This is a genomic window from Oceanobacillus oncorhynchi, from assembly GCF_000821065.1.
GTDB classification, from domain to species: domain Bacteria; phylum Bacillota; class Bacilli; order Bacillales; family Amphibacillaceae; genus Oceanobacillus; species Oceanobacillus oncorhynchi.
Genome location: NZ_CDGG01000001.1, coordinates 1,003,562 through 1,027,207, shown reverse-complemented (window position 1 = coordinate 1,027,207; position 23,646 = coordinate 1,003,562). Strand labels below are relative to the sequence as shown.

Sequence of the window (23,646 nt, the reverse complement as noted above, 5' to 3'; positions counted from 1 at the left end):
GCAACGTCTGCACTAGTACGTCCTGGGACTGCGATTACTCGTCCCATCGAAAACATTTGTACGTCGGAAAGCGGAGTGGTTGGCCGGAGCGGAGCTATGCACCATCATCAATTCCAAAAAGGCCGGATATTTCACCAAAATGCAAGCATGGTAATGAAGAACATGTTCATCTTGGAATAGCAATATATATTTGCTTATTCTTAGGTGCGAAAATTGAGTTAATATCTTAAAATATACTAATCTATAGTTGTCGTAAGAAACTTTCTGATGAAAAATAATATATAATAAATATGCACTAAAATGATTAAATATGCAATATGTATTTTGAAATTATTCGAATAAATAGACGGGTAACATGCAGGGGACCCAAGATAGCACTTTTTCTTCTAAAGAAAACATGACATTCACAAATGCTTTAGCTAGGACTCGGACTGCGATTACTCGTCCCATCAAAAGCACTGCACTTATACTTTATTCCTTTAATTCTTTATACTTAAAGTGCAAAAATAGAATACAATTCCCATAAATGGAGGTATACTTATAATTGGTATATATTTCTATGATATGAATATAAGGAGGAGGAAATATGCAAACGTTCGCAAATTACGCCTATGAACGACCGGATCTCCCGAAAGTGAAAGAGGATTTTTATCAAAAGCTGGAGCAATTCCAAAACGCTGCTTCCATGGAGCAGGCAATCACTGCTATTGATACCATTAACGCGATTCGGAATCACCTTTCAACCATGTATAACCTTGTATTCATCCGTGCTTCCATCGATACCCGCGATGCATTTTATCACGAAGAACGGGATTTTTTTGATGCGCATCTTCCGGAAATTCAGGAATTATCTACCGCATTTTATAAAGAACTCCTGAAATCTCCTTACGAAGCCCAGCTTCGAGATAAGTATGGTTCCCAATTATTTGATTTGGCGGAATGCGAAATCAAAGCTTTCTCGAAAGAAATCATTCCACTGCTGCAGACAGAAAATAAGCTGACCTCTGCTTACTCCAAATTAATTGCATCTGCCGACATTGAATTCCGGGGTGAATCATATACGCTGGCACAGCTCGGCCCATTTGCAGAAGACCCGGACCGCCAAACCCGAAAAGAAGCATTGGAGGCCAGACAAAGCTTTTTTGCAGACAATAAAGAAAAGCTGGATCGCCTCTATGACGATTTAGTGAAAACACGTCAACAAATTGCGGAAAAGCTAGGTTTCAAAAACTTTGTTGATGTTGGCTATCTTCGCATGCAGCGTGTTGATTATAACGCAGAAATGGTCCAGCGTTACCGCAAACAAGTGGAGGAAGTCATTGTACCGATTGCCACAAAGCTTTATGAAAAACAGGCTAAACGAATTGGTGTAGATTCCTTGAAATTCTATGATGAAGCCTTTGTTTTCGCTTCTGGAAATGCCGCTCCGAAGGGCAATCCAGATTGGATTATTAAAAATGGCAAGCAAATGTATGATGAATTATCAGAGGAAACCAGTGCATTCTTTCAGTTTATGCTGGACCGCGAGCTGCTGGATTTAGAGGCAAAAAAAGGCAAGGAGAGCGGCGGATATTGTACGTATATAGAAGATTATCAGTCTCCGTTTATTTTCTCTAATTTTAATGGAACCTCTGGAGATATCGATGTCTTGACGCATGAAGCAGGACATGCTTTTCAAGCTTATTCCAGCCGTCATTTTTCTGTGCCGGAATATTATTTTCCGACAAGCGAATCTGCTGAAATTCACTCCATGAGCATGGAATTTTTCACCTATCCGTGGATGGAAAATTTCTTTCAAGAGGATGTGGACAAATATAAGTATGCACATCTCTCTGACGCGATTCAATTTCTGCCATATGGCGTTGCAGTAGATGAATTCCAGCACCTTGTTTATAAAAATCCAGACTGGACATCAGAGGAGCGTAATCAGGCTTGGCGCAATCTGGAGAAGAAATACCTGCCGCATCGCGATTACAATGGAATAGAAAGCTTAGAATCAGGTGCTTTCTGGCAGAAGCAGGGGCATATCTATGAGGATCCGTTTTATTATATCGATTATACGCTCGCACAAATCTGTGCCTTTCAATTTTTAAAGAAATCACAGGAAAATCGGGAAAAAGCATGGCAGGACTATCTGGACCTGTGCAAACTCGGCGGCTCCAAGCCATTTTTAGAGCTTGTTCAATCTGCCGGTTTAGCGTCTCCTTTTGAAGAAGGAACGGTCGAAGCGGCGGTTGATTTTATTGAAGATTGGCTTGATCAGGTTGACGATCAGGCGCTATAACACATTTAGGTGAGAAGCTGATAAAGAAGGCTTCTCTCTTTTTTTGTCTGCTGGGTTTTGCCCTGACATTATGATAAAATAGGAGTAGTTTTAAGGAGAAAAGGAGATTACAATGACTTATCGCGCATTATTTTTAGATATTGACGGAACCATCCTGCAGCCGGACCACACCTACACGCCGTCCACGCAAGAAGCAATCCGGCAAGTAAAATCTGCTGGGTTAGATGTGTTTTTATGCACAGGCAGACCGTTTGTGGATATCCAAAATTTAGCCTCTAATTTTGAGATCACCTCCACGGTTACCTATAATGGCGCCTACGCGCTTCATCAAGGAGATGTTATTTTTAACGCACCGATGAAACAAGAGGATGTAGAGAAAATGGTATCCATTGCCGGTCAAAGTGAAAGTGAGCTGGTGCTCTACACAACCGAAAATAATTACTTCACTTCTCTAACGAATCCGTATGTGAAGGATTTCAATAACGTATTCCAGCTGCATCAAAATAAAATCTTCAGACCGGATGTCGCAGATAAAATTGTTTCAGCTTCCGCAATTAATGTGACAGAAGAGCAGGTAAAGGACTTTGAAATCACCGAGGATTACCACCTCTCCAAGGTCAACGTGCCTCATGCGAGTGAATCCTATGATGTGCTTCGGACTTCTGTCAATAAAGGGATTGCTATTAAACACATGCTGGAGCATCTGAATATCTCTCCTTCTGAGGTAATTGCTTTTGGAGACGGAATGAATGATAAAGAAATGCTCCAGTTTGTCGGCACAGGCATTGCCATGGGAAATGCCGATTCCAGATTAGTGGAATATGCGGACTTTCAAACAACATCAGTGACAGATTCAGGTATTTTTAACGGATTGAAAAAGCTTGGTCTGGTGAAATAGGTTAACGAAAAAGCATGGAAAGGCAGTATTTCCATGCTTTTTCTATCTAGCTAATATATCATTTAGCGCAGCTTCTCATACTCCAGCATGACCGCTTCCGTAATCGGATGATTCTGTTCTAATCCGCTTACCTCTGCAAAAGCTGCCGCCGGCCCTTTTTTTTGAATCATTCTTTGAAGCTTCACTGCTTCTTCATCGCTTTTATTTTGAAACCGTAAAGCAGCTGCCATCGCTTTGGCTAAATATGTCGGCGCAGCAGATGTAAATTCCAAATACATACTTGCCGGTCGTACAAATCTGTCTTTCGGCCCCAGCTTGCGAACCGGTCCTCTGCCCACACGGGTAACTTCATCGGAAATATGCGGGTTTTGGAATCGGCCGATGATTTTTTGGATATAGTCTGCATGCGCTTTGGCGTCAAATCCATAGGCTTCTATTAAAGCCTGGCCAGTCTCCTGTAATACGCCGTTTAAGGTATCCATCACCGCTTCACCCTGTAGTGCTTCATCAATGGTTTCATATCCATGGCAGCTTCCCAAATAAGCTGTCGCTGCATGCCCGGTATTGACAGTGAACAGCTTGCGCTCAATATATGGCCCAAGTTCTTCAACATAGGTGATTCCTTTAATATCAGGTAGCTCGCCTTGAATAAATGTCTTCTCCACGACCCATTCATAATAAGGCTCCACACGAACATCCAGCAAATTCGCATTTGTTTGATTCGGTACTATTCTATCTACTGCCGCATCTGGAAAACCAAATAAATCGTCAAAGCCTTCCTGATCTGTTTCACTGATTTCCTGGTAAACATATTCCTTTAATAACGTACTGCCGCCAATCATATTTTCGCAGGCAATGATGGCAAGCGGCTCGCGGTGAATATCGATTCTTTCCACAAGTCCTTTGGCAATCGCTTTTGCGATGACAGGCAAAATATTCGGCCCGACAGCGGTTGTAACGATATCCGCATCGATGATAGCATTCGTCACAGCCTTCGGGTCTTCTATACTGTTAATACCAGAAATATGTTCTACAGTGACCGCATCACTTGTTTCATCTGCAAAATGAACCTGGTATGATTTGTGTTGATTAATGCTTGAGATAATTTCATCGTTAACATCTACAAAGGTAACCTCGTACCCTGACTGATCCAGTAAAAGTCCAATAAAGCCCCTGCCGATATTTCCTGCACCGAAGTGAACCGCCTTCATCAGTCATTCACCTCATTTAGGGTTGCTATAATTTCCTCCTTAGTAGCTGCCTGTGTCAATTTCTCCACATTCTCTTCTTCTGAGCAGATAATAGCAATCTGCGATAATATTTCTAAATGCTCATCCCCTTTTCCCGCAATACCAATCAACAGTTTTACGATATTTCCATCGCCAAAATCAACGCCGTCTGGAACCGTGACAACTGACAGTCCGGTTGCTAAAACTTCTTTTTTCGCATCTTCTGTCCCGTGCGGAATAGCTAATGCATTTCCCATAAATGTCGTTGCAATCGCTTCACGCTCCAGCATCTTATCAATATAGCTTTCTTTCACATAACCATTATTTAATAAAATGCCGCCAACGTAACGAACCGCTTCCTCCTTAGATGCGAGCTGTACACCTAATTCAATATTCTCTGCGCTTAAAATTTCTTTTGTCATGGATATGCACTCCTTTTTTAAAACTTGGATAAAGTAACTACTTATCTTAATTAACGGTTTTCCTCTTGGTAAAACTTTTCCTGAATAAATAATTGAAACTGCTTTGTCAAAGCTTGCTTAATTTCTTTTTCTTCTGCTTCCTGAAGCAGCTTCAGATACGTATCATCCTGAATAATCAAACCGCTGATAAAGCTTAAAATATCTAATGCTTCCGGATGCACGGCTTCCGGAGCAAGCATGATCAAAATACGTGATACATCCATCTTTGTTCCGTCCATTGCCTCTACTTCTTCCTTCTTAGGTAATTGAAAAACATAGAATCCCGGCCCGTTAATCGTATCTGATCTGGTATGAAATAAAGCAAGCTTTGAATCAGGAATCCCTAAACCGCCCTGAGCTTCTCTCTTGGTCAATTTTTCAAACAGAATTTTTTGATTTTCAATCAGGCCGTGCTGCTGTAATTGAAGACAAATAGATGCCAAGAAACGCCGCTTCCCTTCTTTCAGATGAAATAATTTAAACCGGTTTAACACCTGTAAAATGGTGTCTGAATAACGATGCATTTCTTGAAGGTTTACTAGAAAATCTCCTTCCATCATCTTATTTGTTTTCACTGATGATGAAGGCCGTGTTAATGCTGCTTTTCGGATGGCTGTCTTCACTTTGGCAGCCTCGTCCTCTGTCAGCATCGGTGAAATGTGCACATAGCTTTGATTCAAATTTTCTAAAAGAACGGTCGAAACAATGACATCATATTCTAAAAACTCCTCTTGCTTTAAATCAAAAATGGATTGGTGCCTGGCCAGCTCTATTTCTGGAAATTTACGTTCTAATTTGGTGGCCAGCATTTTTGATGTCCCAATCCCTGTGGAACAAATAACCAGAACACGTACATCTTGACGCTCCTCGGTCTGCAGAAGTGTCGCTGCAAAATGCAGGACAATATAAGCAATTTCTTCTTCCGGAATCTGCAACTCCGGAAAGACAGATGCAGTACATGCTTCAATTATTTCGAAAAGCTCCATATAATCCCGTTTGATTTCTGCCAGCATCGGATTATGAATATTCATCTGCTGTTTCATTCGATAGATAGCTGGCTTTAAATGCGTGGTTAAATCGTTTAAAAAGCGGTTATTTGCCGATAAATCAATCTGCAGCTCTTCTCCTGCTTTGCGAATGAGCTCCTTCACCCGATGTGCCAGATCCATACTGGCCTCTTCCAGCAAATAGGATTGATTTTCTCTAAGCTTTGCTCCCATTAAATGCATCGTAATATAGCCAATCTCGTCCTCCGGAATCTCGATGGAAAAAGCAGTCTCCAGTTTTTCAATTAATTTAGCTGCAATGTGGTATTCCTGCTTCCCCTGAATCTCCTGTTTATACCCCTCATCAAAATGGATGGTATCTCCTTTTTGCAGTCTTTCAATCGCAAGCGCCAAATGAACAACCAGCCCGACATACGCACTGTCTGCCAAATGATAAGGAAGCTCCCTGCCGATTGCCTGCACCTGCTCTTCTATTTTCTCTAATTTCAGCGGGTCAACGAGACCTAATAACCGGTCAGAAATTGTTTCACCCTTTGCTTTTTCTTCCTTATTTTTTGCTTTGATTTTCTCCACAAATTCAAATAAATCAATATGACGGGAGATTAAATTACTTAATACAGCCCGTTTTTTCACTTCATCCCCTTGAATTTCTACGCCATATCCTTTTTTCCGGACAAGCTCTAAATCAAAAGTCTGGATACGCTTCTCAATGTCATCCAAATCCTGAGAAATTGTAGCGATCGTCACATTCAATTCACTGGAAAGGGTAAATAATTTAATCGGCTCATGAACTTGAATCAATGTATTCAATAAAATAGATTGTCTTTCTTCTTCCGATAATTCGACCCCGTCCAGCAGTGCAACCTGTTCTTTTAATTGCTGCTTCTGCTGCAACTTTCCGTTAATCCTAATTCCAGAACCTGCCTTTTTATAAAAAGTCAGCTGATAAGCCGCTAATACATCCTCTAATTTCTTTAGTTCACGGTGAATGGTTCTGGTACTGACGTTCAGTTTATCCGCTACTTGTTTTACTGTTTTTTCTTCTTCATCCGATAGTAAAAAAGACAGGATATTTCGTTCACGACTAGTAAGATACATTGCCATTCACCTCCCTTCCGCAGATAGCCTTCCCTTTACAGAGAAGGCTATTACTTTATTATAACTGCACCAGCCACATCAATCCTTTAATCGTTCGACCAATTCATCGTAGCGCGGGCTGTTTAAGAAATTATCGACAGAAATATGCTCTGCATCCGGACGTTTTGCTTTCGCCCTGTCTGTCAGTGTTTTTTGCGTAATGATAATATCTGCATCATCCGGAATTTCATTAATTGCTTTATTCGTTACATCGATGGCAATATCGTTTTTCTTGAATTTATTCTTTAACAACGAAGCGCCCATTGCACTGGAGCCCATTCCGGCATCACATGCGAAAATAATTTTATTTATTTCTGCTGGGTCCTTCACAGGTGTTTCGATATCCGCTTCTTCCTTTTCTCCTGTCAGAGAACTGCTGACGCTGCTTTTCTTTCCTTTCATTGCTTCCATTTTTTCTGTGGAAGCGGTAAGGTCCTCTTCCCCGCCTTTTGAAGTCTTCAGGATAAAGGAAGCGATACCAAAGGAAACGGCAGTTGCTATAATCACACTTAAGATAACTCCGACATAACTGTTAGCAGGTGTCATGAATATAACAGCGAAAATACTTCCTGGTGAGGCAGCAGCTCTCAACCCTGCATCAAATAATTGAAGTGTAAATATTCCTGACATACCACCAAAAATGGCTGCAATAATTAACGTAGGCTTCATTAAGATATAAGGGAAATAAATTTCATGAATACCACCTAAGAACTGAATAATTGCTGCCCCTGGCGCAGATGCTTTGGATACGCCTTTTCCAAAGAAAGCAAAAGCAAGTAATATTCCTAGACCAGGTCCAGGATTCGCTTCAAGAAGGAACAGAATAGATTTTCCTGTTTCTAATGACTGTTCTGATCCAAGCGGTGTCAGAATACCGTGGTTAATCGCATTATTTAAAAATAGTGTCTTGGCAGGTTCGAGAATAATACTGGTTAACGGTAATAACCCCGCACTGACAATAGCTTCAACACCTCTTCCTAAAGCATTTGTTAAGCCAGAAACGATTGGTCCAATTCCAGCTACCGCAATCATCGCAAGGATAGCGGCTAAAATCCCAGATGAGAAATTATTATATAACATTTCAAAGCCCTGGCGAATTTTTGCCTGAAATAGATCATCCACTTTCTTCATCAGATAACCGGCTAACGGGCCCATTACCATCGCTCCAAGGAACATTGGCTGTTCTGCTCCGACAATAACCCCCATTGTCGCAATGGCACCTACAACTCCTCCACGGAAATCATAGACCATACGTCCGCCCGTGAAACCAATCAATAATGGCAATAAATATTTAATCATTGGATCAACTAAGCTAGCCATCGTTTCATTTGGAATCCAGCCATCCGGAATAAATAAAGCTGTAATTAACCCCCAAGCAATAAAAGCACCGATGTTCGGCATAATCATTCCACTGAGGTTACTTCCAAATTTTTGTACTTTTGCACGTAATCCACCGTTTTGTGTTGACATATTGTTAAACTCCTTTCCCTTTTGAATTCATTTCTTATCTTTATTTTATGCCGTGTCATCAAGGGAAAACAACCTAATCAAAATGCAACTTTGTCACGTGTTTGTTGCCAAAATAATATTAGAAGGTTGTCATGCTTGGATACGAGAAGAGATGCGATATAGCGTTAAATGGGAAAAAAGAGACATCTGCCAGACAGGTAAAATATATCCTCTCTAACAAAATGTCTCTGGTAAGCCTCCACAAATTATCATGTTCTTCATTTTTTTGACCAAGCAATTTCACAAGAAAAAGCCGCCATATAACATGGCTCCAGCAATAATAAATGCCGGATGCACCTGTTTTATTTCTATCAGGTAAAAACTGATAACAACGATAATGGCTGTTTGCAGCAGTCCAATACTGATATATGCTTCTGCCCAGAAATTCCAGGCAATCACACCCAGCAGCACTGCAATAACGGGCTGGACAAATACCGTCAGCCGATGGACGCGTTCGGATTTTTTATATTTGAGTAAAATGCCGCCCAGTAAAATCATTAAAATCAACGAAGGGGCAACCGTGGCAAAGATGCCAACAATGGAGCCTGCCACACCGCCTAGTTCATAGCCGACGTATCCTGCCATTTTGGTGGCTATCGGTCCGGGCAGTGAATTGGCAAAGGCCAGCACCTCGCCAAATTCCTGCACAGACATCCACCCATAATTACGCACGACCTCATTTTCGACCAGGGTTATCGAAGCAGGACCGCCTCCATAGCCGATGATTCCCGGAATAAAGAAAGCAACAAAAATATCCCATAAAATCATGAGCGTTCACCTTCTTTCTCCTTCTTTTTCACCGGAAGAGCAAAAGCGATAATTAAGAGAAAGCCAATCACAATGCCCGGATGAATATGCAGGTAATTTAGTACTACAAATATCACTGCAAGCATAATAATCGCACGAGCCCAGCCGAGACCTTTTCCCGCTTTATGAAGGAACTGCCACGTCAGAACGGCCATCATCATCCCTACAACAGCTACCACCGCTGCAGTCATGCCCTTCACCCAATCAAATTCACGGACCTCTGATAACGTTCTTAATAAAATAATAACTAATAAAACAGTTGGAATCACAGAAGCAACCAACGCATTCAGCATGCCAATCCAGCCGGAGACACGATAGCCGATATAGCCTGCCAGCTTGGTGGCTATCGGTCCAGGCAAGGTATTGCTGATGGATAACATATCAGTAAATTCGTCCTCATCCAGCCATTTATACTTCTCGACAGCTTCCTTCCGCATAAGCGGGATCGAGGCCGGTCCGCCGCCGAAGCCCAGCATTCCTATCCGGAAGAAAGCGATAAAAATATCCCATTGCTTTTTCATGAATATAACAATCCTTCTTTATCTCATTTTCAAGCCTGTTCTACCATACAGCGATATGCCCGTCTGCCCTGGACTCGGTTCCTCCAGAGAGCACGCCGGTTTCCGGGCTGCGCCAGATGATTTGCCCGCGTCCGAAGCTGTTCGGCTCCAGCTGTATGTGTATATCATGTCCTTTTTGACGCAATTCTTGAGCAATTGTATACGGAAATCGATGCTCTACTTCTATCCTTTTCTCTTTCAACCATTGCCATCTCGGTGCATCCAAAGCAGCCTGCGGATGAAGCCCAAAATCAATCGTATTCATCACAACCTGAACATGTCCCTGCGGCTGCATAAACCCTCCCATCACGCCGAATGGACCAATTGCGTCGTTGTCCTTTGTAATAAAGCCGGGAATAATCGTATGATAGGTTCTTTTCCCGCCTGCCAGCACATTGACGTGCGTCTCATCCATGGAGAAATCCCATCCTCGATTTTGCATCGCAATCCCTGTTCCGGGAATCACTACTCCTGAACCAAAGCCCTTATAATTACTCTGGATAAAGGAAACCATATTCCCTTCTTCATCTGCTGTTGCTAAATAAACTGTTCCGCTGCCGGCAGGGTCACCTGCATTAGGAAGAATCGCTTCCTCGCCAATCAATGCTCTTCTCGAAGCCGCGTATTTCTCACTCAAAAGCTGCTTCGTTGTATAGTGCATTTGGATTTCCTCGGTAATATGCCGTTTCCCGTCTTCAAAAGCCAGCTTCATCGCTTCCATTTGCTTATGATATGTATCTACCGATTCCTTGGCTGTCATCGAATAGCCCTTTAAAATATTCAACGCCTTCAGCGCAATGATTCCCTGCCCATTCGGAGGAATTTCCCAAATATCATACCCACGGTAATTGACCTTTATTGGAGTTACCCATTCTGTTTCATGCTTTTCTAAATCCGTTTTTGTTAAAAAGCCGCCAGCTTCCTCAGAGGCCCGGGCAATTTTGTCAGCCAGCTCGCCTTCATAAAAAGAGGCTGCATCCGTTTCTGCAATCGCTTCTAACGTCGCTGCATGATCGGCTGATTTCCAGATTTCTCCCACTTTAGGAGCTCTGCCGTCGGGGGCAAAGGTTTCAAACCAGGCAGCAAAATCATAGCCTTCTTCCTTTTGATACATTTGATAGGCTTTCTTCCAGAAGCGAGCTAATATCGGCGATACCGGGAAGCCTTCCCTGGCATATTCAATAGCCGGCTGCAGCGTTTCTTTTAAGGACAATTTGCCAAAGCGTCTGGATAATTCCGCCCATGCTTTAGGCACACCAGGTACCGTTACAGGTATCCACCCAAATTGGGGAATCGTATCATATCCTTTTTCTTTGACTGCCTCTATGGAAATATGTTCAGGAGACCTTCCGCTGCCATTCAAACCATGCAGCTCCCCTTTTGTCCATACAAGGGCAAACGCATCTCCGCCAATTCCATTGGATGTCGGCTCTACCACTGTTAAACAGGCCGCTGTCGCAATCGCAGCATCAATGGCATTGCCGCCTTTTTTCAAAATTTCTAACCCCGCCTCCGCTGCCAAAGGCTGGCTCGTCGCAACCATCCCTTTTTTTGCGTATATGGATTCTCTTGCAATTGCATAAGGATTAAATTTTTGATGTATCTGCTCCATCTGCTCATCCTTTCAAGGACTATTTTGTTATCGTCTGACCGGCAAGAAAAACCGGATATCCCATCAAAAAAACACGGAATATGAAAGACTCTATCCCCTTTCTTTAAGTCTATCATACTTGTTCTGGAATCTGTAAGCGTTCTTGCTAATCTATCCATCTAAAAAAAGACTCTTCCTGCCATTCATAGGAAAAGTCTTTTCAAATCAAATTTAATTACCTGCGAAAAACAGTCCAAGCTGTGCTAATAAGGCACTGCACAGATACGTTCCTGCAAATACAAAGACAGCAACAATCGCAATTTTCCAGGAGGTTCTCCGCAAATCAACAAGCCGGTTGGCTACGGAAATACCGGCAACCGTCAAAATTGGTGTTGTAATCGCAAGAAAGTCTACAGACTGGATTGCTTCAACGAAAAAATCTGAAATCAGGCACATCGTTAAAGATGTAATTGATACCCAGCCTAAAATAGGAAAATCACGGATGACTTTGATTGGAACTAATTTCATAAGATCAGCAATAATCACACCCATAAATGAAAATAACCAAAGGATTCCTAACCCGACAAAGGTCATGGATGTAATTGGTGTCGAATCCGGGTTTTTAATCAGCTTGATTTCTTGTGCAAATAAAATCAATGCTACACTTAATAAAAGTACGAACGCATATCGGATATAACGGCGCATGGTCGGGTTCATTTTTTGTCACCTCTAACTAAGAACTTATATACAACCTGCTGTAACGGAGCGGCAAGGAATACCATCGTAAATGTACCGATAAAGCTGGTTAACAGCTGACTGGCGGAAGCATAGGCTAAAATGGTGTTTTCCATTTCAGGAACTCTTGCTACCAGCGTGGCAGATGCCGCACTCATCATGCTTCCTGAACCTACTCCGGAAGCCATCGCAAGTGCCTCAACACGAATACCGAAATCAAGCAAAATCGGTGCAAATATACTAAAGAACATCGTCCCGAATAACGTACCGATGACATAAAGCGAGATAACTCCCCGCCCTTCCGGAGATTCCAATGTATACTTTTCGGAAATATACGCAAGCTCTCCTTCCCTTCCTAATCCTAAGGTGGCTCCAATTGCTTCGCGGCGCAAGCCTATCAATATAGCAATTGGCAGTCCGAAAAGAACTGTTCCCAGATTACCAATCTCCTGAATAATAAACACCCAGCCGACCTGCAGAATCTCTCTGATCTGCGGAGCAACATCGGATCCGTACCGAGCCATTAATGGAAGCATAATAAAAATTAAATATTTGCTTGCAAAATCAACATTCTTCTTACTGTATATCTTTTTCAGAATACCTTTCCGCAAAAACGGCAGAGCAAGGATCATCGCAATGGCAATCGCAAAAACTAATGGAAGCATCGAAATGGTCATTGAACCGATTGTAAACGATTGAATACCAATCAGCTCAGCTGCCGCAATAACTGCCAGGACAAACAATACAAAATAAACAAAATTTTTCACCATATCTATTCCCCAATTCTTAAAGTACGTGTTTAAAAAGCCCCTTTTATTAGGCCTTTTGAACATCCTTTTAAACGCAACTAGTTGGAACCATCCACAATCTGATTAATCACCGAAAGATATTCCGAATAAGAACGTTTATACAATTTTTCCTTGTCCACATTTTCATCTATATTCTCTAATACTTCCGCAACAAATTCCGGGAAAATGCTATAAATAAATTCCGGATCCACATCAATGAAATTATCACCATGAATCGTTCCTGTAAAGCCGCTATAGCCGATTTGGATACATGGAATCATATACGATAAATCACCAATATCCCCAGCCGCACTAATAAAGCTCTCGTTATCGATTTCATCAATTTCCGAAAAATTATCAAAAACAGCTTGTACAAAGGTGGAAAGGTATCTGTTCTGAATAAACGGAAGGTACCCCATTTGTGTATGTGTTCCCACGTCCCCCTGCAGGGCAATCGCGCTTCCCTTAGCTGCATCATCCAGTTTGGCTGCCGCTTCTTTTAAATAATCCACGGTTTTTGTCCGGAGATCGGTGCCAACTGTGATTTCATTCGGAACCACATTGGTCGACATATCGGAGCCCATTACAATAGGATTAATACGAACATGCTCCTTCTCATCCAGCTGCTGTCTCATTAAACCGACTGCAGTATTGAAAACCGTGGACATGCTGTAGGCATTCTTGCTGGAAAACGGATCAAAACCGGCATGCGTTGCTTTTCCTTTAAAGGTATACTTTTTATAAAGAAAACCAGCTAAATCGCAATTCACATTCACTGTCCGGTTATCAAACTCGCCGCCAATGGCATGTACGCAAATAGCTAAATCGATATCATCAAAAACACCCAGCTTCATCAATTCCGGCTTGCCGCCATAATGCGTGATCGTTCCCTGTTCAATCAATGCATCACGATAAGCCAAATCTAAATACTCTTCTGCTGGGACAAAGATAAAACTTATTTTATTTTTCCAATTCTTGCTGGCATTCGTCTTCACGTAATAACGATAGATTGCCAGTGCGATGCCCACTTGCGTATAGTGTCCACAGTTATGAGCCGCTCCTGTCTCTTTATCAGCGTACATATGTGATGGTGCATACACTGCATCCAGCTCAGCAATAAACGCAATATGTGTATCCCCTTCTTCGGGCCCTAATGTCGTCTTGAATCCTGTCGTACTGAAATGCTCGATGTCCACATCTGGATCAACTTCCTTTAAAAAGCGGATGATATTCTCTTTTGTCCGCTGTTCTTTATAGCCTAATTCCGGGTGGTAATAAATATCCTCTGCCACGTCTTTTATCAGCTGATATTGCTCTTTAAAAAACATAATGGATTCTGAACGCTCCTTTTCAACATGTTAAAGTGTTAAAGCATGATAATATCTTATCATTCGACAAATTTCACGTCAATACAGCTTTTTCACACTTTTTTGATATTATTTTGAACATCATGGTACAGGCTTCCAAAAAAGAAAAAGCATAGGAAACAGAGGTATCATAAAACATCTGCTTCCTACACTTTTTTTGCTATATCAACCGCATAGCCTATTCACTGACTTCAATATCATATTTCCGTAACCAATAATCAATCTGGCAGAGATGAGCAATTAACTGCGGCCCTCTCATCAGCTGACCATACCACGGATCCTTGAACTCTTTCCCCGTGCTTTCTACAATTTTCTCTACCTTATCCTTCTTCAAAAACTCAAAGATCCTTGCTTCGGAGTCGGTTAAAATCTTCCGCATCCACTGCGACACCTGCTCCGTATATTCCGGCTGAAATGTCCTTGGATAAGGGCTCTTCTTCCGGTAAAGCACCTCTTGCGGCAGAACGCCTTCCATCGCCTTTCGTAAGATCCCTTTCTCCCTGCCATTCGCCATTTTCATTTCCCAGGGAATATTCCAGACATATTCCACAAGATGATGATCTGCATATGGAACACGCACTTCCAGCCCTGCACCCATGCTCATTCGATCTTTTCTGTCCAGAAGCTGGGACATAAACCACTGCATATTTAAATAAAACAATTCCCTGCGCCTTGCATCTACCTTGCTTTCTCCATCGAGGCGAGGCGTTTCATCTATTGTCGTTTGATATCTGTCCTGCACATAATCTGCAATTTGTAATTTGCTCTGCCAATCATCATGCAATAATTCAACTCTTCCATCTAAAGACCGAATCCATGGAAAGCTGTCTCCCACGGCCGTCGGATCATGGAACCAAGGGTACCCGCCGAATATTTCATCTGCACACTCTCCAGACAAAGCCACGGTTGTATGCTTCTTCATTTGCTGGCAGCACCATAATAAGGAGGAATCAATATCTGCCTGCCCCGGCTGGTCTCTCACTTCGACCGCTTCTTTCAGCAGGGAAGCAAGCTCCATCCCTGTAATCACTTCTTCATGATGATCTGTTGAGAAAGCTTCCACCATTTTTTCAATCCATTGCTGATCACTGGAAGGCTGAAATTTACTCTCCTGAAAATGCTTTTTATTACCTTGGTAATCGAGGGAGAAGGTCGATAAAGCGCCCAGTCCTTTTTCTTTGTAGTGATTTGCCGCTATGGCTGTAATTGCACTGGAATCTAAACCGCCTGACAGGAAGGTAGCCACAGGTACATCTGCTACAAGCTGCCTTTGAACGGAATCGATAAACAGCGTCCGTACTTTTTCTGCTGTCTCTTCTAAGGAATCCTTATGCTCTTTACTTTCTAAATTCCAATAACGCCAGACCTTTATTCCTTCTCTCGAAACAGCCATCGCATGCCCGGCTCTTAATTCATTGACATCTTTAAACAACCCATGCCCCGGTGTTCTGGAAGGCCCCAAACCAAAGACCTCCGAGAGCCCGGTCCGATCAATTTTTGTTGTTACCTGCGGATGCGCAAGAAGCGCTTTTATTTCGGAACCGAACACAAACGTTTTTCCTTTTTCACTGTAAAAAAATGGCTTTACCCCTAAACGGTCACGTGCAATAAACAGCTTCTCCGCCGCATTATCCCAAATAGCAAACGCAAAAATACCGTTTAAGTGGTCCACACAGTCTTCCTTCCATTCCATATAACTTGTTAACAGGACCTCTGTATCCGAGGTTGTCGCAAATGTATACCCCCGCTGCATCAGGCTTTTCCGTAATTCCTCTGTATTATAAAGCTCTCCGTTATAACAAATAACGTATTGCTTATGTTCCGCCTCTTTGGTCATCGGCTGTCTGCCGCCCTCTAAATCAATAACAGAAAGACGGGTATGGCCAAATCCTACGTGACCATCCAGCCAATAATCCGTTGCATCTGGACCGCGCAAAGACAATGTAGCTGCCATCTTTTCTAATGTGTCTCTCTCGTCCCTCGCACGTTTATCCCAGCTAATGAATCCGGTAATTCCACACAAATGGCCTCATCCTCTCTGGCAATGTCTCCAGTTCCACATTAGCCTATGCTATGCCGGCCAAGTTCGTGCATAACCAGAGGAATGTTTGGTTAGAAAAATGGATTGTTATGATGGTGTTCAAGTTTCATTTCATACTTTCCGCCAAAATAAAAAGACCATCTTCACGATGATCCTTCATTTGCAAATTTATTTATCTTTTATCGTTACACCCTCTGAGCTTCCGATGATGACAGTATCCGCCATATCAATGAACAGACCAGTTTCCACCACACCTGCAATCGCCTGTATTTTCCGGTCTAAGTCAGCTGGATCCTCTATCCTTTCAAACGGACAGTCTACAATATAATTTCCATTATCGGTGACAAGCGGCTCTCCATCCTTCAAACGAAGCACCGGCACACAGTCAAGCTTCTCTATTTCATGAGCTGTACGTTCCCAGGCAAACGGCAGGATTTCTACCGGCAAAGCATACGCTCCTAAATGGTCAACCATTTTTGACTCGTCCACGATAATAATTAACTTCTCGGCAGCCTGCGCAATGATTTTCTCTCTAAATAACGCTGCACCGCCGCCCTTGATTAATTGAAAATCCGGATCCACTTCATCTGAGCCGTCAATGGTTACATCCAATTCCTTTGTTTCCGCAAAATTAGTCAGAGGAACGCCGAATTCCTTTGCCCATGCACCGGTCTGAATAGAAGATGGAATTCCTTCTATTTGAATGCCTTCCTGCTCAATTCTTTCACCTAAAGCGCGAACAAGCCAATATACCGTGGAACCTGAACCTAAACCGACTTTCATTCCATCCTTCACGAAGGTCGCCGCTTTTTCGCCGACTGCTTTCTTTAATTGCTCCTGTGTATTCATCATATTTGCCTCCTGAATGAAGATTCTTAATATCCGAGATGATCTGACGCTTATAAATTACTCATTATGTATCCGTATCCATTATAGCGCAAATGAGAGTTTTTAGAAATAATCAAATATGTAATTTGAATGAATTTAATGGCAAACAAGTATGATGGTCCCCGCGTCAACCGTCAACTTACAAAGAAGCATTATTATGATATAATCCACCATATAGGGAACACTTATCGAGATGGGAGTGAACTGGCAATGAAACGAGTTTAGCAGAGATTTTTCGGAATGAAGGCAAAGCGGAAGACAGATCAGCTTTAGCTAACACAACCGTTGAACTAATTACAAAGTTTTCAACTCCAATTCCTGAAGACTGGAAGAATAAACTGCACCAACAAGAAATAAGCACATTGGGGTCACTTATCAAGCAAGTAGATGAATTTCAAACCACAGAGGAAATAAACCAATATTTAAAATAGATAAAACACGGGGATTTCCGTGTTTTTTTGTACCTGTAGAAATGTAAAGCTTCAGTACCTTTTTTGATGAAATTTTTAAGTACAAACAATATCAAACGTTAACTAACAAGAACGTTCCCAAGGACCAGCATGTAATATTGAAGCATACTCTTTAATGAATAAGCATAAATGGTTATTTTCCAGTAATACCCTTTATTAATCAATGCTCCTGCAACAGCTTCATCAATGGACTTTTTAAAATGCTCGTCTACATTTATATAATAGTTAGTTGGCGTTAGATACTGATTGTGTCTTTCGGGTTGTAATCCATAACAATGCCACTAATTGCATTTAAAACTGATTTGGAGGATTCTTTTCTGTCATCCTAATATACAACCTTGTTGCCAAGACCATTCACATATTCCCGATACTTACTTAGAGTGACAATATAAGAATCGTGTACAAATGGCTTAAAACGATTCAATGTATCTTCAACCATCAAGTTGTCACTAGATAAATTAATAAACTACTTCGATTTTTATTCAGTAGATTAAGGATATATTCTGTTTCCTGCTTCCCTAGCTAAAGCTAAACTGACAGTATTCATGTGGTCATCTCATTTATTTAATTTATATTAAGAAAAAGAGCCACCACCTGAAAAGTTGATAGCTCTTTGATAGGGTGGAAGGATTTATTGCAGTTTTATTTCATTTTTTCTTACTGGTTAGGGAGGTTAAAACATCTACATAGGTGTTAGCATTTAAATATAGGAGTGAACCTGAGTTTTGTGAACAGTGCAGATGCAGCAATAGGACCAGATAGGACAGAAAAAGAAGGTTTATCCACTTACTGATACTTTCCAAGATGCTGAAGCACAAGGTAAAGGAGTCAGAACACAATATGAATTTCGGAACGGGAATGCTTCTCCATCTTCCCATAAAATAAAAAATAAAAGTGTTACAATAGAGTAAGATAAGAATTGAAGGGAAGTGAGTAAGGTGGAATCAAAATTTAAATTTAAATTGAAACAAATACTAATACTTCTAGCTTTTGTTGCAGTGCTGATAATTCTTAATATCACGTTAGAATTTTCACCCTTAGCAAATATTCTGGTTATGGTTCCCTTTATTTTGCTAGGATGTTGGTTCACTTACCAAAATTATAAAAGAAGAGAGACGGAGATTAAACATTCCAATAAAAAGGATTACTCTTAGGGGAAATCAGGCAGTCGAAAAACCCTCGGCTGCCTATTTTCATGTTGAAAATGGCTCCAAATTGACCGTAATTATTTGGTATAATAGAAGTACCACACAAAGGCAGTGATGAGCTTGTTTCACACTAGAAAACACACGCAAAACGAAATCGATTTTGTTTAGAAGACTTAGTTCCCCAAGATCAATTACTACGAAAAATAGATAAATACATTGATTTCTCTTTTATTATTTAAAAAGTAAAACCTTATTATTGTGATGATAAGTTCCACCCGTGGCGCAAAAGTACCCTCTTGCCCACAAATGCTGTCCCCAATATCTTTTCTTTAGTTCTGGAAATTCGTCTTGTAATAACCTTGATGATCTTCCTTTCAGATATTACATGATTTTACTTGGGGCAACACTTGGTGTACAAGATAATAATAAATGGATATGATCTTTGCAAACACTATCTTGCAAGATGGTTATTCCTCTTGCTTCACAACCTTGCCTAATCAATTCTCTTGCTCTTACTACTATATGTCCTTGCAACACCTTATATCTATACTTCGTTACCCATATAACATGATACTTAATATCATATACTGCATGACCGCTTTTTCTATATCCGTCCATACCATCACCTCTTCTGTTAGTATGGACAAAAAAGATAAGGCTAAAAGCGGATATCGTCTAAAGACGGTGGAGTTAGTCCACGCATTTGGAAATTAAAACTTCAGCACTTCTTTTAATGAAACAAGCAGTCTCTGTCCGAGATTTTTGTGAAACAGGGCCAAAACTGTCATGGATAATTATTCTTGATTAAGAATACACCCTAAAAGAAAAGACCCGCAAGCTGCGAGTCTTTCCCAATCATTCTATTAAGGCAATACTGGTTCGTCCTGAGTCACACCAACTTCATAACGAAGTATTTCCTGTCCTTCTTGTCGAATATCCCAATTTACTACGCGTTCGTTAACCGGAGCTAATTCTGCACGGTAAACCGTTGGGAACACAGGCACTTGTTCTACCATATATTCTTGCCACTCACTATACACTTCTTGTCGATATTCTAGATCCATCGCTTCTGGAGAAACTCCTTCTTCTAGAAGACGTGTATTTTCTTCATCCTCCCAGCGAGTGAAATTATATATTACATTTGGTCCCCATAAGCCTGTCGGGTCAACATCCGTTCCTACTGACCAAGCAGCTGAATAAACATCAATGTCTGGATCATCATTACCCTGCTGTCCAATTCGATCATAGAAATCATTAAATTCTAATAAACGTCCATCAATTTTTTCGACTTTAATTCCAACTTGTTCCCATGATTGGATATAATAATTTGCTAAAGGTTCTGCGGTGTCTCCGCCTTCCATCGTTGCATAATTAAGCACTAGCTCTTCTCCGTCTGGATTTTCACGGATGCCATCTCCGTCTACGTCTTCATAGCCGGCTTCATCTAAAATTTGATTTGCCATATCCGGGTCATAAGTTGGCGTTTCAATAGAGTCATCATGATAAATTTCATAGAAAGACGGCATTAATGTGGTTGCATTCCAACGTAATCCATTATAAAAGCGTTCTCCTACAGCATCATTATCTACTGCATACCACATTGCCCGGCGCAATTCGACATCGCCGACTTTTGAATTTTCTAAATCCATATCTACTTTTCCATTCTCATCATCCCATGTTCCTAGTTTAAATCCGACATATGAATAAGATCTGTCGAGTCTTCCTAAGAAATCTACATTTGTTAAAGAATCTACTACATCTGGATATTGATCCGTAGGGAAAGAATCCACCATATCTACTTCTCCAGTTTCCAAGGCCTGTACGACAGTTTGAGGAGCAATTACTTTTAGTGTTACTTTATCTAAAGAAGGCTCGCCTCTCCAATAATCCTCATTCTTCGTATATGTTACAGACTCACCTGGAGTGATAGACTCCACTTTAAACGGGCCAATCCCAATCGGGTTTTCACGTACCGCATCAGAAGAAGACATATCTGCTACTGGAATATCTTCAAAGATATGTTTTGGCAACGCATAAGACCATATTCCGCCTGAAAGTAAGGAAGGTGTTGCTTGTTTAAAGGTCATTTTCAACGTTTTGTCGTCAATAATCTCTAATCCTTCTATACTATCTGCTTCCCCATCATGATATTCTTCTGCACCGACGAGGTTTACAACATCCCCATAACGCGGACCGTCATAATCCGGGTCAGCTATAACTTCAATGGCAAATGCCCAATCCTCTGCAGTTACTGGTTCGCCATCATGCCAATTAACTTCATCACGAATTGTAAAAGTAAATTCATTTCCTTCCTCATTGACCTCAAATTGAGCTGCACCCTCTTGAGTATAAGTGAACGTATCGTCAACTTCTAAAAGCGCCTCATCGAACCAATCAATTACTTCCGAATCATATACGTCTGAATAAAAATTAAAATTCAAGGTTCCAGCAAAAACGGTATCTGATACAAGTCCAAAATTCAACTCTCCGCCATCCATTGCTTCCCCTTCTTTACTAGGACTAAAATCAGCTATATCATATATCTCCCCATCAGCTTCTTCTGAATCATTATTTTCTTCTGAACCGCTATCTCCGCTGTCTCCGCCTCCGTCACCCTCAGCATCATCAGAACCGCCGCTGCAGGCTGCAAGTACAAGAAGTAGAACCAACATCATTGCAAATAAAAGCTTGCTAAATTTTGCTTTACTCATCCTTGTAAACCTCCCTTTTAATTATATTTCTTTTACGCCGGCAAGGACTACCGGCAATATATACTAAACATCAAGCTGCTGTAAGCAATTGATGTAAGTAATTGATGTAAGTAACAGAATAAATTTCTAACCTCTCCGTTGTCTTGCATCTGCCGCACGCCGCAATGCTTCTCCGACATTACGGACACTTAGCATTAATAATAGAATCAATACTGCAGCCGGCACCCATATCCACCAGCGAAATTCCAATGTTTGCGGATTTGTTGCATAAGCTAATAATGTTCCTAAACTCGGCGTGTCCTCAGGAAAACCAAATCCTAGAAAGGATAATCCAGACTCTATTCCAATATTTTGCGCTAAATTCAACGTCATCGTTACGATAATTAAGGATGTAATGTTGGGTAAAACCTGTTTAAAAATAATGCTAAAGTTAGAAGAGCCTAATGTTTTCGATGCTTGTGCATAATCAAGCTCTTTCTCCTGCAATGCTTTGGAGCGGATTAACCTTGCTATTCCCATCCAGTTAAAGGCTGCCATAATGACAGCGAAAGTGAAGATATCATAACTTGGTGTCATCGTTACAAAAACAATAATAATCATTAGAAATGGCAATACCATAAAGAAGTCGATAATACGCATCATGAAATTATCGATGTGCCCTCCAAAATAACCAGATACAACACCAAAAGCGATTCCGAATACCCCGCTTATAACTGTTACTAAAAACCCAATTGCTAAAGAATTACGTGTGCCAATAATTAATTGGCCAAATACATCACGTCCGCCATAATCTGTTCCTAATATAAATTGGTCAGAAGGCGGTTCATTAATAGCGAATAGATCCACCGTCACAATTTCAGCCTGATTTAGAAATAAAGAAATTCCAAATACGAAAGCGGTAATTAAAATTAAGAAAATCAATGAAACCAAAGCCAGTTTATCCCGAACCAACTCCCTTAATAAGATATTAAGGGAAGAAGGACTCTTTTGTTCAGCAATTTTAGCCGTATTAGCTTCCATATATTATTCACCTCAGTGTCTGTCAAAATTCTATTTAATACGGATCCTCGGATCTACCATACCTAAGATAATATCCGATAATAAAGCACCTAAGATGCTGGCAATACCGAATAATAAGGTAAGTGCTGTCACAACACTAAAATCACGCTGCCCGATTGATTCTAAGAATAAAAGCCCCATCCCTGGATAACCGAAAATCCTCTCGACAAACACAGTACCTGTAATTAAAGATGTGATTTCCCAGCCAAAGAAAGCTGCAATCGGCAGGACTGAGTTCCGGAAAATATGTCTGTTATAAACACGGTTTTCAGAAGCTCCCTTTGCTCTTGCTGTAATAATAAAATCCTTTTGCTTTGTATCAACAATTTCACTTCTTAAATATTGCACCGTGCCGACAACAGAAATCAATGCGATGGATATTCCTGGTAAAAGTGAATGATTTAATTTACTCAGGTAATATTCCATTGTCCCGGGTTGCATTCCAGGAGCCACACTGCCGCTTGTCGGAAACCATCCCAGCTGGTACCCAAAAATCCAAAGAATAACTAAAGCGAATATAAAAATAGGTGTAGCAAAACCAAGGTAGGTGTAGCCTGTAATTGCTGAGTCCAAAGGCGAATCATTATAACGCCCGCTGATAAGTCCAAGCGGGATGGCAATTAAATATGTAAATACAAGTGCAACAACAGATAACAGGACTGTATTATTTAATCGCTCAGAAATGACCGCTGTTACATCCGTTTTAAATCGATAGGACTGTCCTAAATCTCCCTGTACCAGGCCAGTAACCCAATCTGCATATTGGATATACCATGGATTATTAAGCCCTAACCGCTCACGCTGAATTTCCAAAGCTTCCTGTGTAATTGTCGGATCAATCAAACCGGTGAGTGCATCCCCAGGCATAAGCTGTGCCATAATAAATACAAGCACACTTAAAAATACAATTTGGGGAAATGTAATTAATAGCCTTCTAACAATAAATTTCCACATAG

At 41.1% G+C, this 23,646-nt stretch carries 17 protein-coding genes and 1 pseudogene; 2 read left to right on the top strand and 16 right to left on the bottom strand.

The features are described 5' to 3' along the window. The first annotated feature begins 586 nt into the window (after positions 1 to 586). Together BN997_RS04570 and BN997_RS04565 are read left to right on the top strand one after the other, a co-directional pair. A complete protein-coding gene (locus BN997_RS04570; RefSeq protein ID WP_042530073.1) occupies positions 587 to 2,284 on the top strand; it encodes a M3 family oligoendopeptidase in 1,698 nt (565 codons plus the stop codon). Between the two features lie 112 nt (positions 2,285 to 2,396). Beyond that, on the top strand, positions 2,397 to 3,182 hold the full coding sequence (locus BN997_RS04565) for a Cof-type HAD-IIB family hydrolase (RefSeq protein WP_042530071.1): 786 nt from the start codon (positions 2,397 to 2,399) through the stop codon (positions 3,180 to 3,182). A 62-nt stretch (positions 3,183 to 3,244) separates the two neighbouring features. Here BN997_RS04565 and BN997_RS04560 read toward each other — a convergent pair whose 3' ends face one another. The 16 genes and pseudogenes from BN997_RS04560 to opp4B form a co-directional block, all read right to left on the bottom strand. Continuing rightward, a complete protein-coding gene (locus BN997_RS04560; RefSeq protein ID WP_042530069.1) occupies positions 3,245 to 4,393 on the bottom strand; it encodes a mannitol-1-phosphate 5-dehydrogenase in 1,149 nt (382 codons plus the stop codon). Further along, positions 4,393 to 4,833, bottom strand: coding sequence for a PTS mannitol transporter subunit IIA (locus tag BN997_RS04555; protein WP_042530067.1), 441 nt, complete (start codon positions 4,831 to 4,833; stop codon positions 4,393 to 4,395). Before BN997_RS04555 ends, BN997_RS04560 begins: the two co-directional genes overlap by 1 nt. Before the next feature lie 50 nt (positions 4,834 to 4,883). Continuing rightward, entirely contained in the window at positions 4,884 to 6,977 is a 2,094-nt protein-coding gene (locus tag BN997_RS04550) for a BglG family transcription antiterminator (protein WP_042530066.1), read from the bottom strand. Positions 6,978 to 7,055: 78 nt separating this feature from the next. Next, entirely contained in the window at positions 7,056 to 8,486 is a 1,431-nt protein-coding gene (locus BN997_RS04545; RefSeq protein WP_042530064.1) for a PTS mannitol transporter subunit IIBC, read from the bottom strand. 279 nt (positions 8,487 to 8,765) lie between these two features. After that, positions 8,766 to 9,293 (bottom strand): chromate transporter, encoded by a 528-nt coding sequence (locus BN997_RS04540; protein WP_042530062.1) that lies wholly within the window; start codon positions 9,291 to 9,293, stop codon positions 8,766 to 8,768. Beyond that, entirely contained in the window at positions 9,290 to 9,853 is a 564-nt protein-coding gene (locus BN997_RS04535; protein WP_042530061.1) for a chromate transporter, read from the bottom strand. The genes BN997_RS04540 and BN997_RS04535 overlap by 4 nt, the downstream gene beginning before the upstream one ends. A 40-nt stretch (positions 9,854 to 9,893) precedes the next feature. Beyond that, positions 9,894 to 11,504 carry a gamma-glutamyltransferase family protein gene (locus BN997_RS04530; RefSeq protein WP_042530060.1) on the bottom strand — a complete coding sequence of 537 codons (1,611 nt, stop codon included), beginning with the start codon at positions 11,502 to 11,504 and terminating at the stop codon, positions 9,894 to 9,896. Positions 11,505 to 11,714: 210 nt separating this feature from the next. Continuing rightward, positions 11,715 to 12,200 carry a DUF751 domain-containing protein gene (locus BN997_RS04525; protein ID WP_042530059.1) on the bottom strand — a complete coding sequence of 162 codons (486 nt, stop codon included), beginning with the start codon at positions 12,198 to 12,200 and terminating at the stop codon, positions 11,715 to 11,717. Next, positions 12,197 to 12,988, bottom strand: coding sequence for a DUF3100 domain-containing protein (locus tag BN997_RS04520; protein ID WP_042530057.1), 792 nt, complete (start codon positions 12,986 to 12,988; stop codon positions 12,197 to 12,199). The genes BN997_RS04525 and BN997_RS04520 overlap by 4 nt, the downstream gene beginning before the upstream one ends. A gap of 77 nt (positions 12,989 to 13,065) precedes the next feature. After that, a complete protein-coding gene (locus BN997_RS04515) occupies positions 13,066 to 14,334 on the bottom strand; it encodes a M20/M25/M40 family metallo-hydrolase (protein ID WP_042530055.1) in 1,269 nt (422 codons plus the stop codon). Positions 14,335 to 14,551: 217 nt separating this feature from the next. Further along, positions 14,552 to 16,396 (bottom strand): asparagine synthase (glutamine-hydrolyzing), encoded by a 1,845-nt coding sequence (gene asnB / locus BN997_RS04510; protein WP_042530053.1) that lies wholly within the window; start codon positions 16,394 to 16,396, stop codon positions 14,552 to 14,554. Positions 16,397 to 16,582: 186 nt separating this feature from the next. After that, a complete protein-coding gene (rpiA, locus tag BN997_RS04505; protein WP_042530051.1) occupies positions 16,583 to 17,263 on the bottom strand; it encodes a ribose-5-phosphate isomerase RpiA in 681 nt (226 codons plus the stop codon). A gap of 1,927 nt (positions 17,264 to 19,190) precedes the next feature. Next, a pseudogene (gene tnpA, locus BN997_RS23435) lies at positions 19,191 to 19,538 on the bottom strand (IS200/IS605 family transposase); the annotation flags it as partial. 245 nt (positions 19,539 to 19,783) lie between these two features. Next, positions 19,784 to 21,631: an oligopeptide ABC transporter substrate-binding protein gene (opp4A, locus tag BN997_RS04490; protein ID WP_042530047.1), complete on the bottom strand. Its 1,848-nt coding sequence runs from the start codon at positions 21,629 to 21,631 to the stop codon at positions 19,784 to 19,786. A gap of 126 nt (positions 21,632 to 21,757) precedes the next feature. Continuing rightward, the gene (locus BN997_RS04485) at positions 21,758 to 22,651 is read right to left on the bottom strand and encodes an ABC transporter permease (RefSeq protein WP_042530044.1); all 894 of its coding nucleotides are present in this window, start codon (positions 22,649 to 22,651) and stop codon (positions 21,758 to 21,760) included. Between the two features lie 30 nt (positions 22,652 to 22,681). Then, positions 22,682 to 23,644, bottom strand: coding sequence for an oligopeptide ABC transporter permease (opp4B, locus tag BN997_RS04480; RefSeq protein ID WP_042530042.1), 963 nt, complete (start codon positions 23,642 to 23,644; stop codon positions 22,682 to 22,684). Positions 23,645 to 23,646: the final 2 nt, after the last annotated feature.

Coding starts and splice junctions, on each gene's coding strand:
- BN997_RS04570 (WP_042530073.1), top strand. CDS start 587: ATGCAAACGTTCGCAAATTACGCCTATGAACGACCGGATCTCCCGAAA.
- BN997_RS04565 (WP_042530071.1), top strand. CDS start 2,397: ATGACTTATCGCGCATTATTTTTAGATATTGACGGAACCATCCTGCAG.
- BN997_RS04560 (WP_042530069.1), bottom strand. CDS start 4,393: ATGAAGGCGGTTCACTTCGGTGCAGGAAATATCGGCAGGGGCTTTATT.
- BN997_RS04555 (WP_042530067.1), bottom strand. CDS start 4,833: ATGACAAAAGAAATTTTAAGCGCAGAGAATATTGAATTAGGTGTACAG.
- BN997_RS04550 (WP_042530066.1), bottom strand. CDS start 6,977: ATGTATCTTACTAGTCGTGAACGAAATATCCTGTCTTTTTTACTATCG.
- BN997_RS04545 (WP_042530064.1), bottom strand. CDS start 8,486: ATGTCAACACAAAACGGTGGATTACGTGCAAAAGTACAAAAATTTGGA.
- BN997_RS04540 (WP_042530062.1), bottom strand. CDS start 9,293: ATGATTTTATGGGATATTTTTGTTGCTTTCTTTATTCCGGGAATCATC.
- BN997_RS04535 (WP_042530061.1), bottom strand. CDS start 9,853: ATGAAAAAGCAATGGGATATTTTTATCGCTTTCTTCCGGATAGGAATG.
- BN997_RS04530 (WP_042530060.1), bottom strand. CDS start 11,504: ATGGAGCAGATACATCAAAAATTTAATCCTTATGCAATTGCAAGAGAA.
- BN997_RS04525 (WP_042530059.1), bottom strand. CDS start 12,200: ATGAACCCGACCATGCGCCGTTATATCCGATATGCGTTCGTACTTTTA.
- BN997_RS04520 (WP_042530057.1), bottom strand. CDS start 12,988: ATGGTGAAAAATTTTGTTTATTTTGTATTGTTTGTCCTGGCAGTTATT.
- BN997_RS04515 (WP_042530055.1), bottom strand. CDS start 14,334: ATGTTTTTTAAAGAGCAATATCAGCTGATAAAAGACGTGGCAGAGGAT.
- rpiA (WP_042530051.1), bottom strand. CDS start 17,263: ATGAATACACAGGAGCAATTAAAGAAAGCAGTCGGCGAAAAAGCGGCG.
- opp4A (WP_042530047.1), bottom strand. CDS start 21,631: ATGAGTAAAGCAAAATTTAGCAAGCTTTTATTTGCAATGATGTTGGTT.
- BN997_RS04485 (WP_042530044.1), bottom strand. CDS start 22,651: ATGGAAGCTAATACGGCTAAAATTGCTGAACAAAAGAGTCCTTCTTCC.
- opp4B (WP_042530042.1), bottom strand. CDS start 23,644: ATGTGGAAATTTATTGTTAGAAGGCTATTAATTACATTTCCCCAAATT.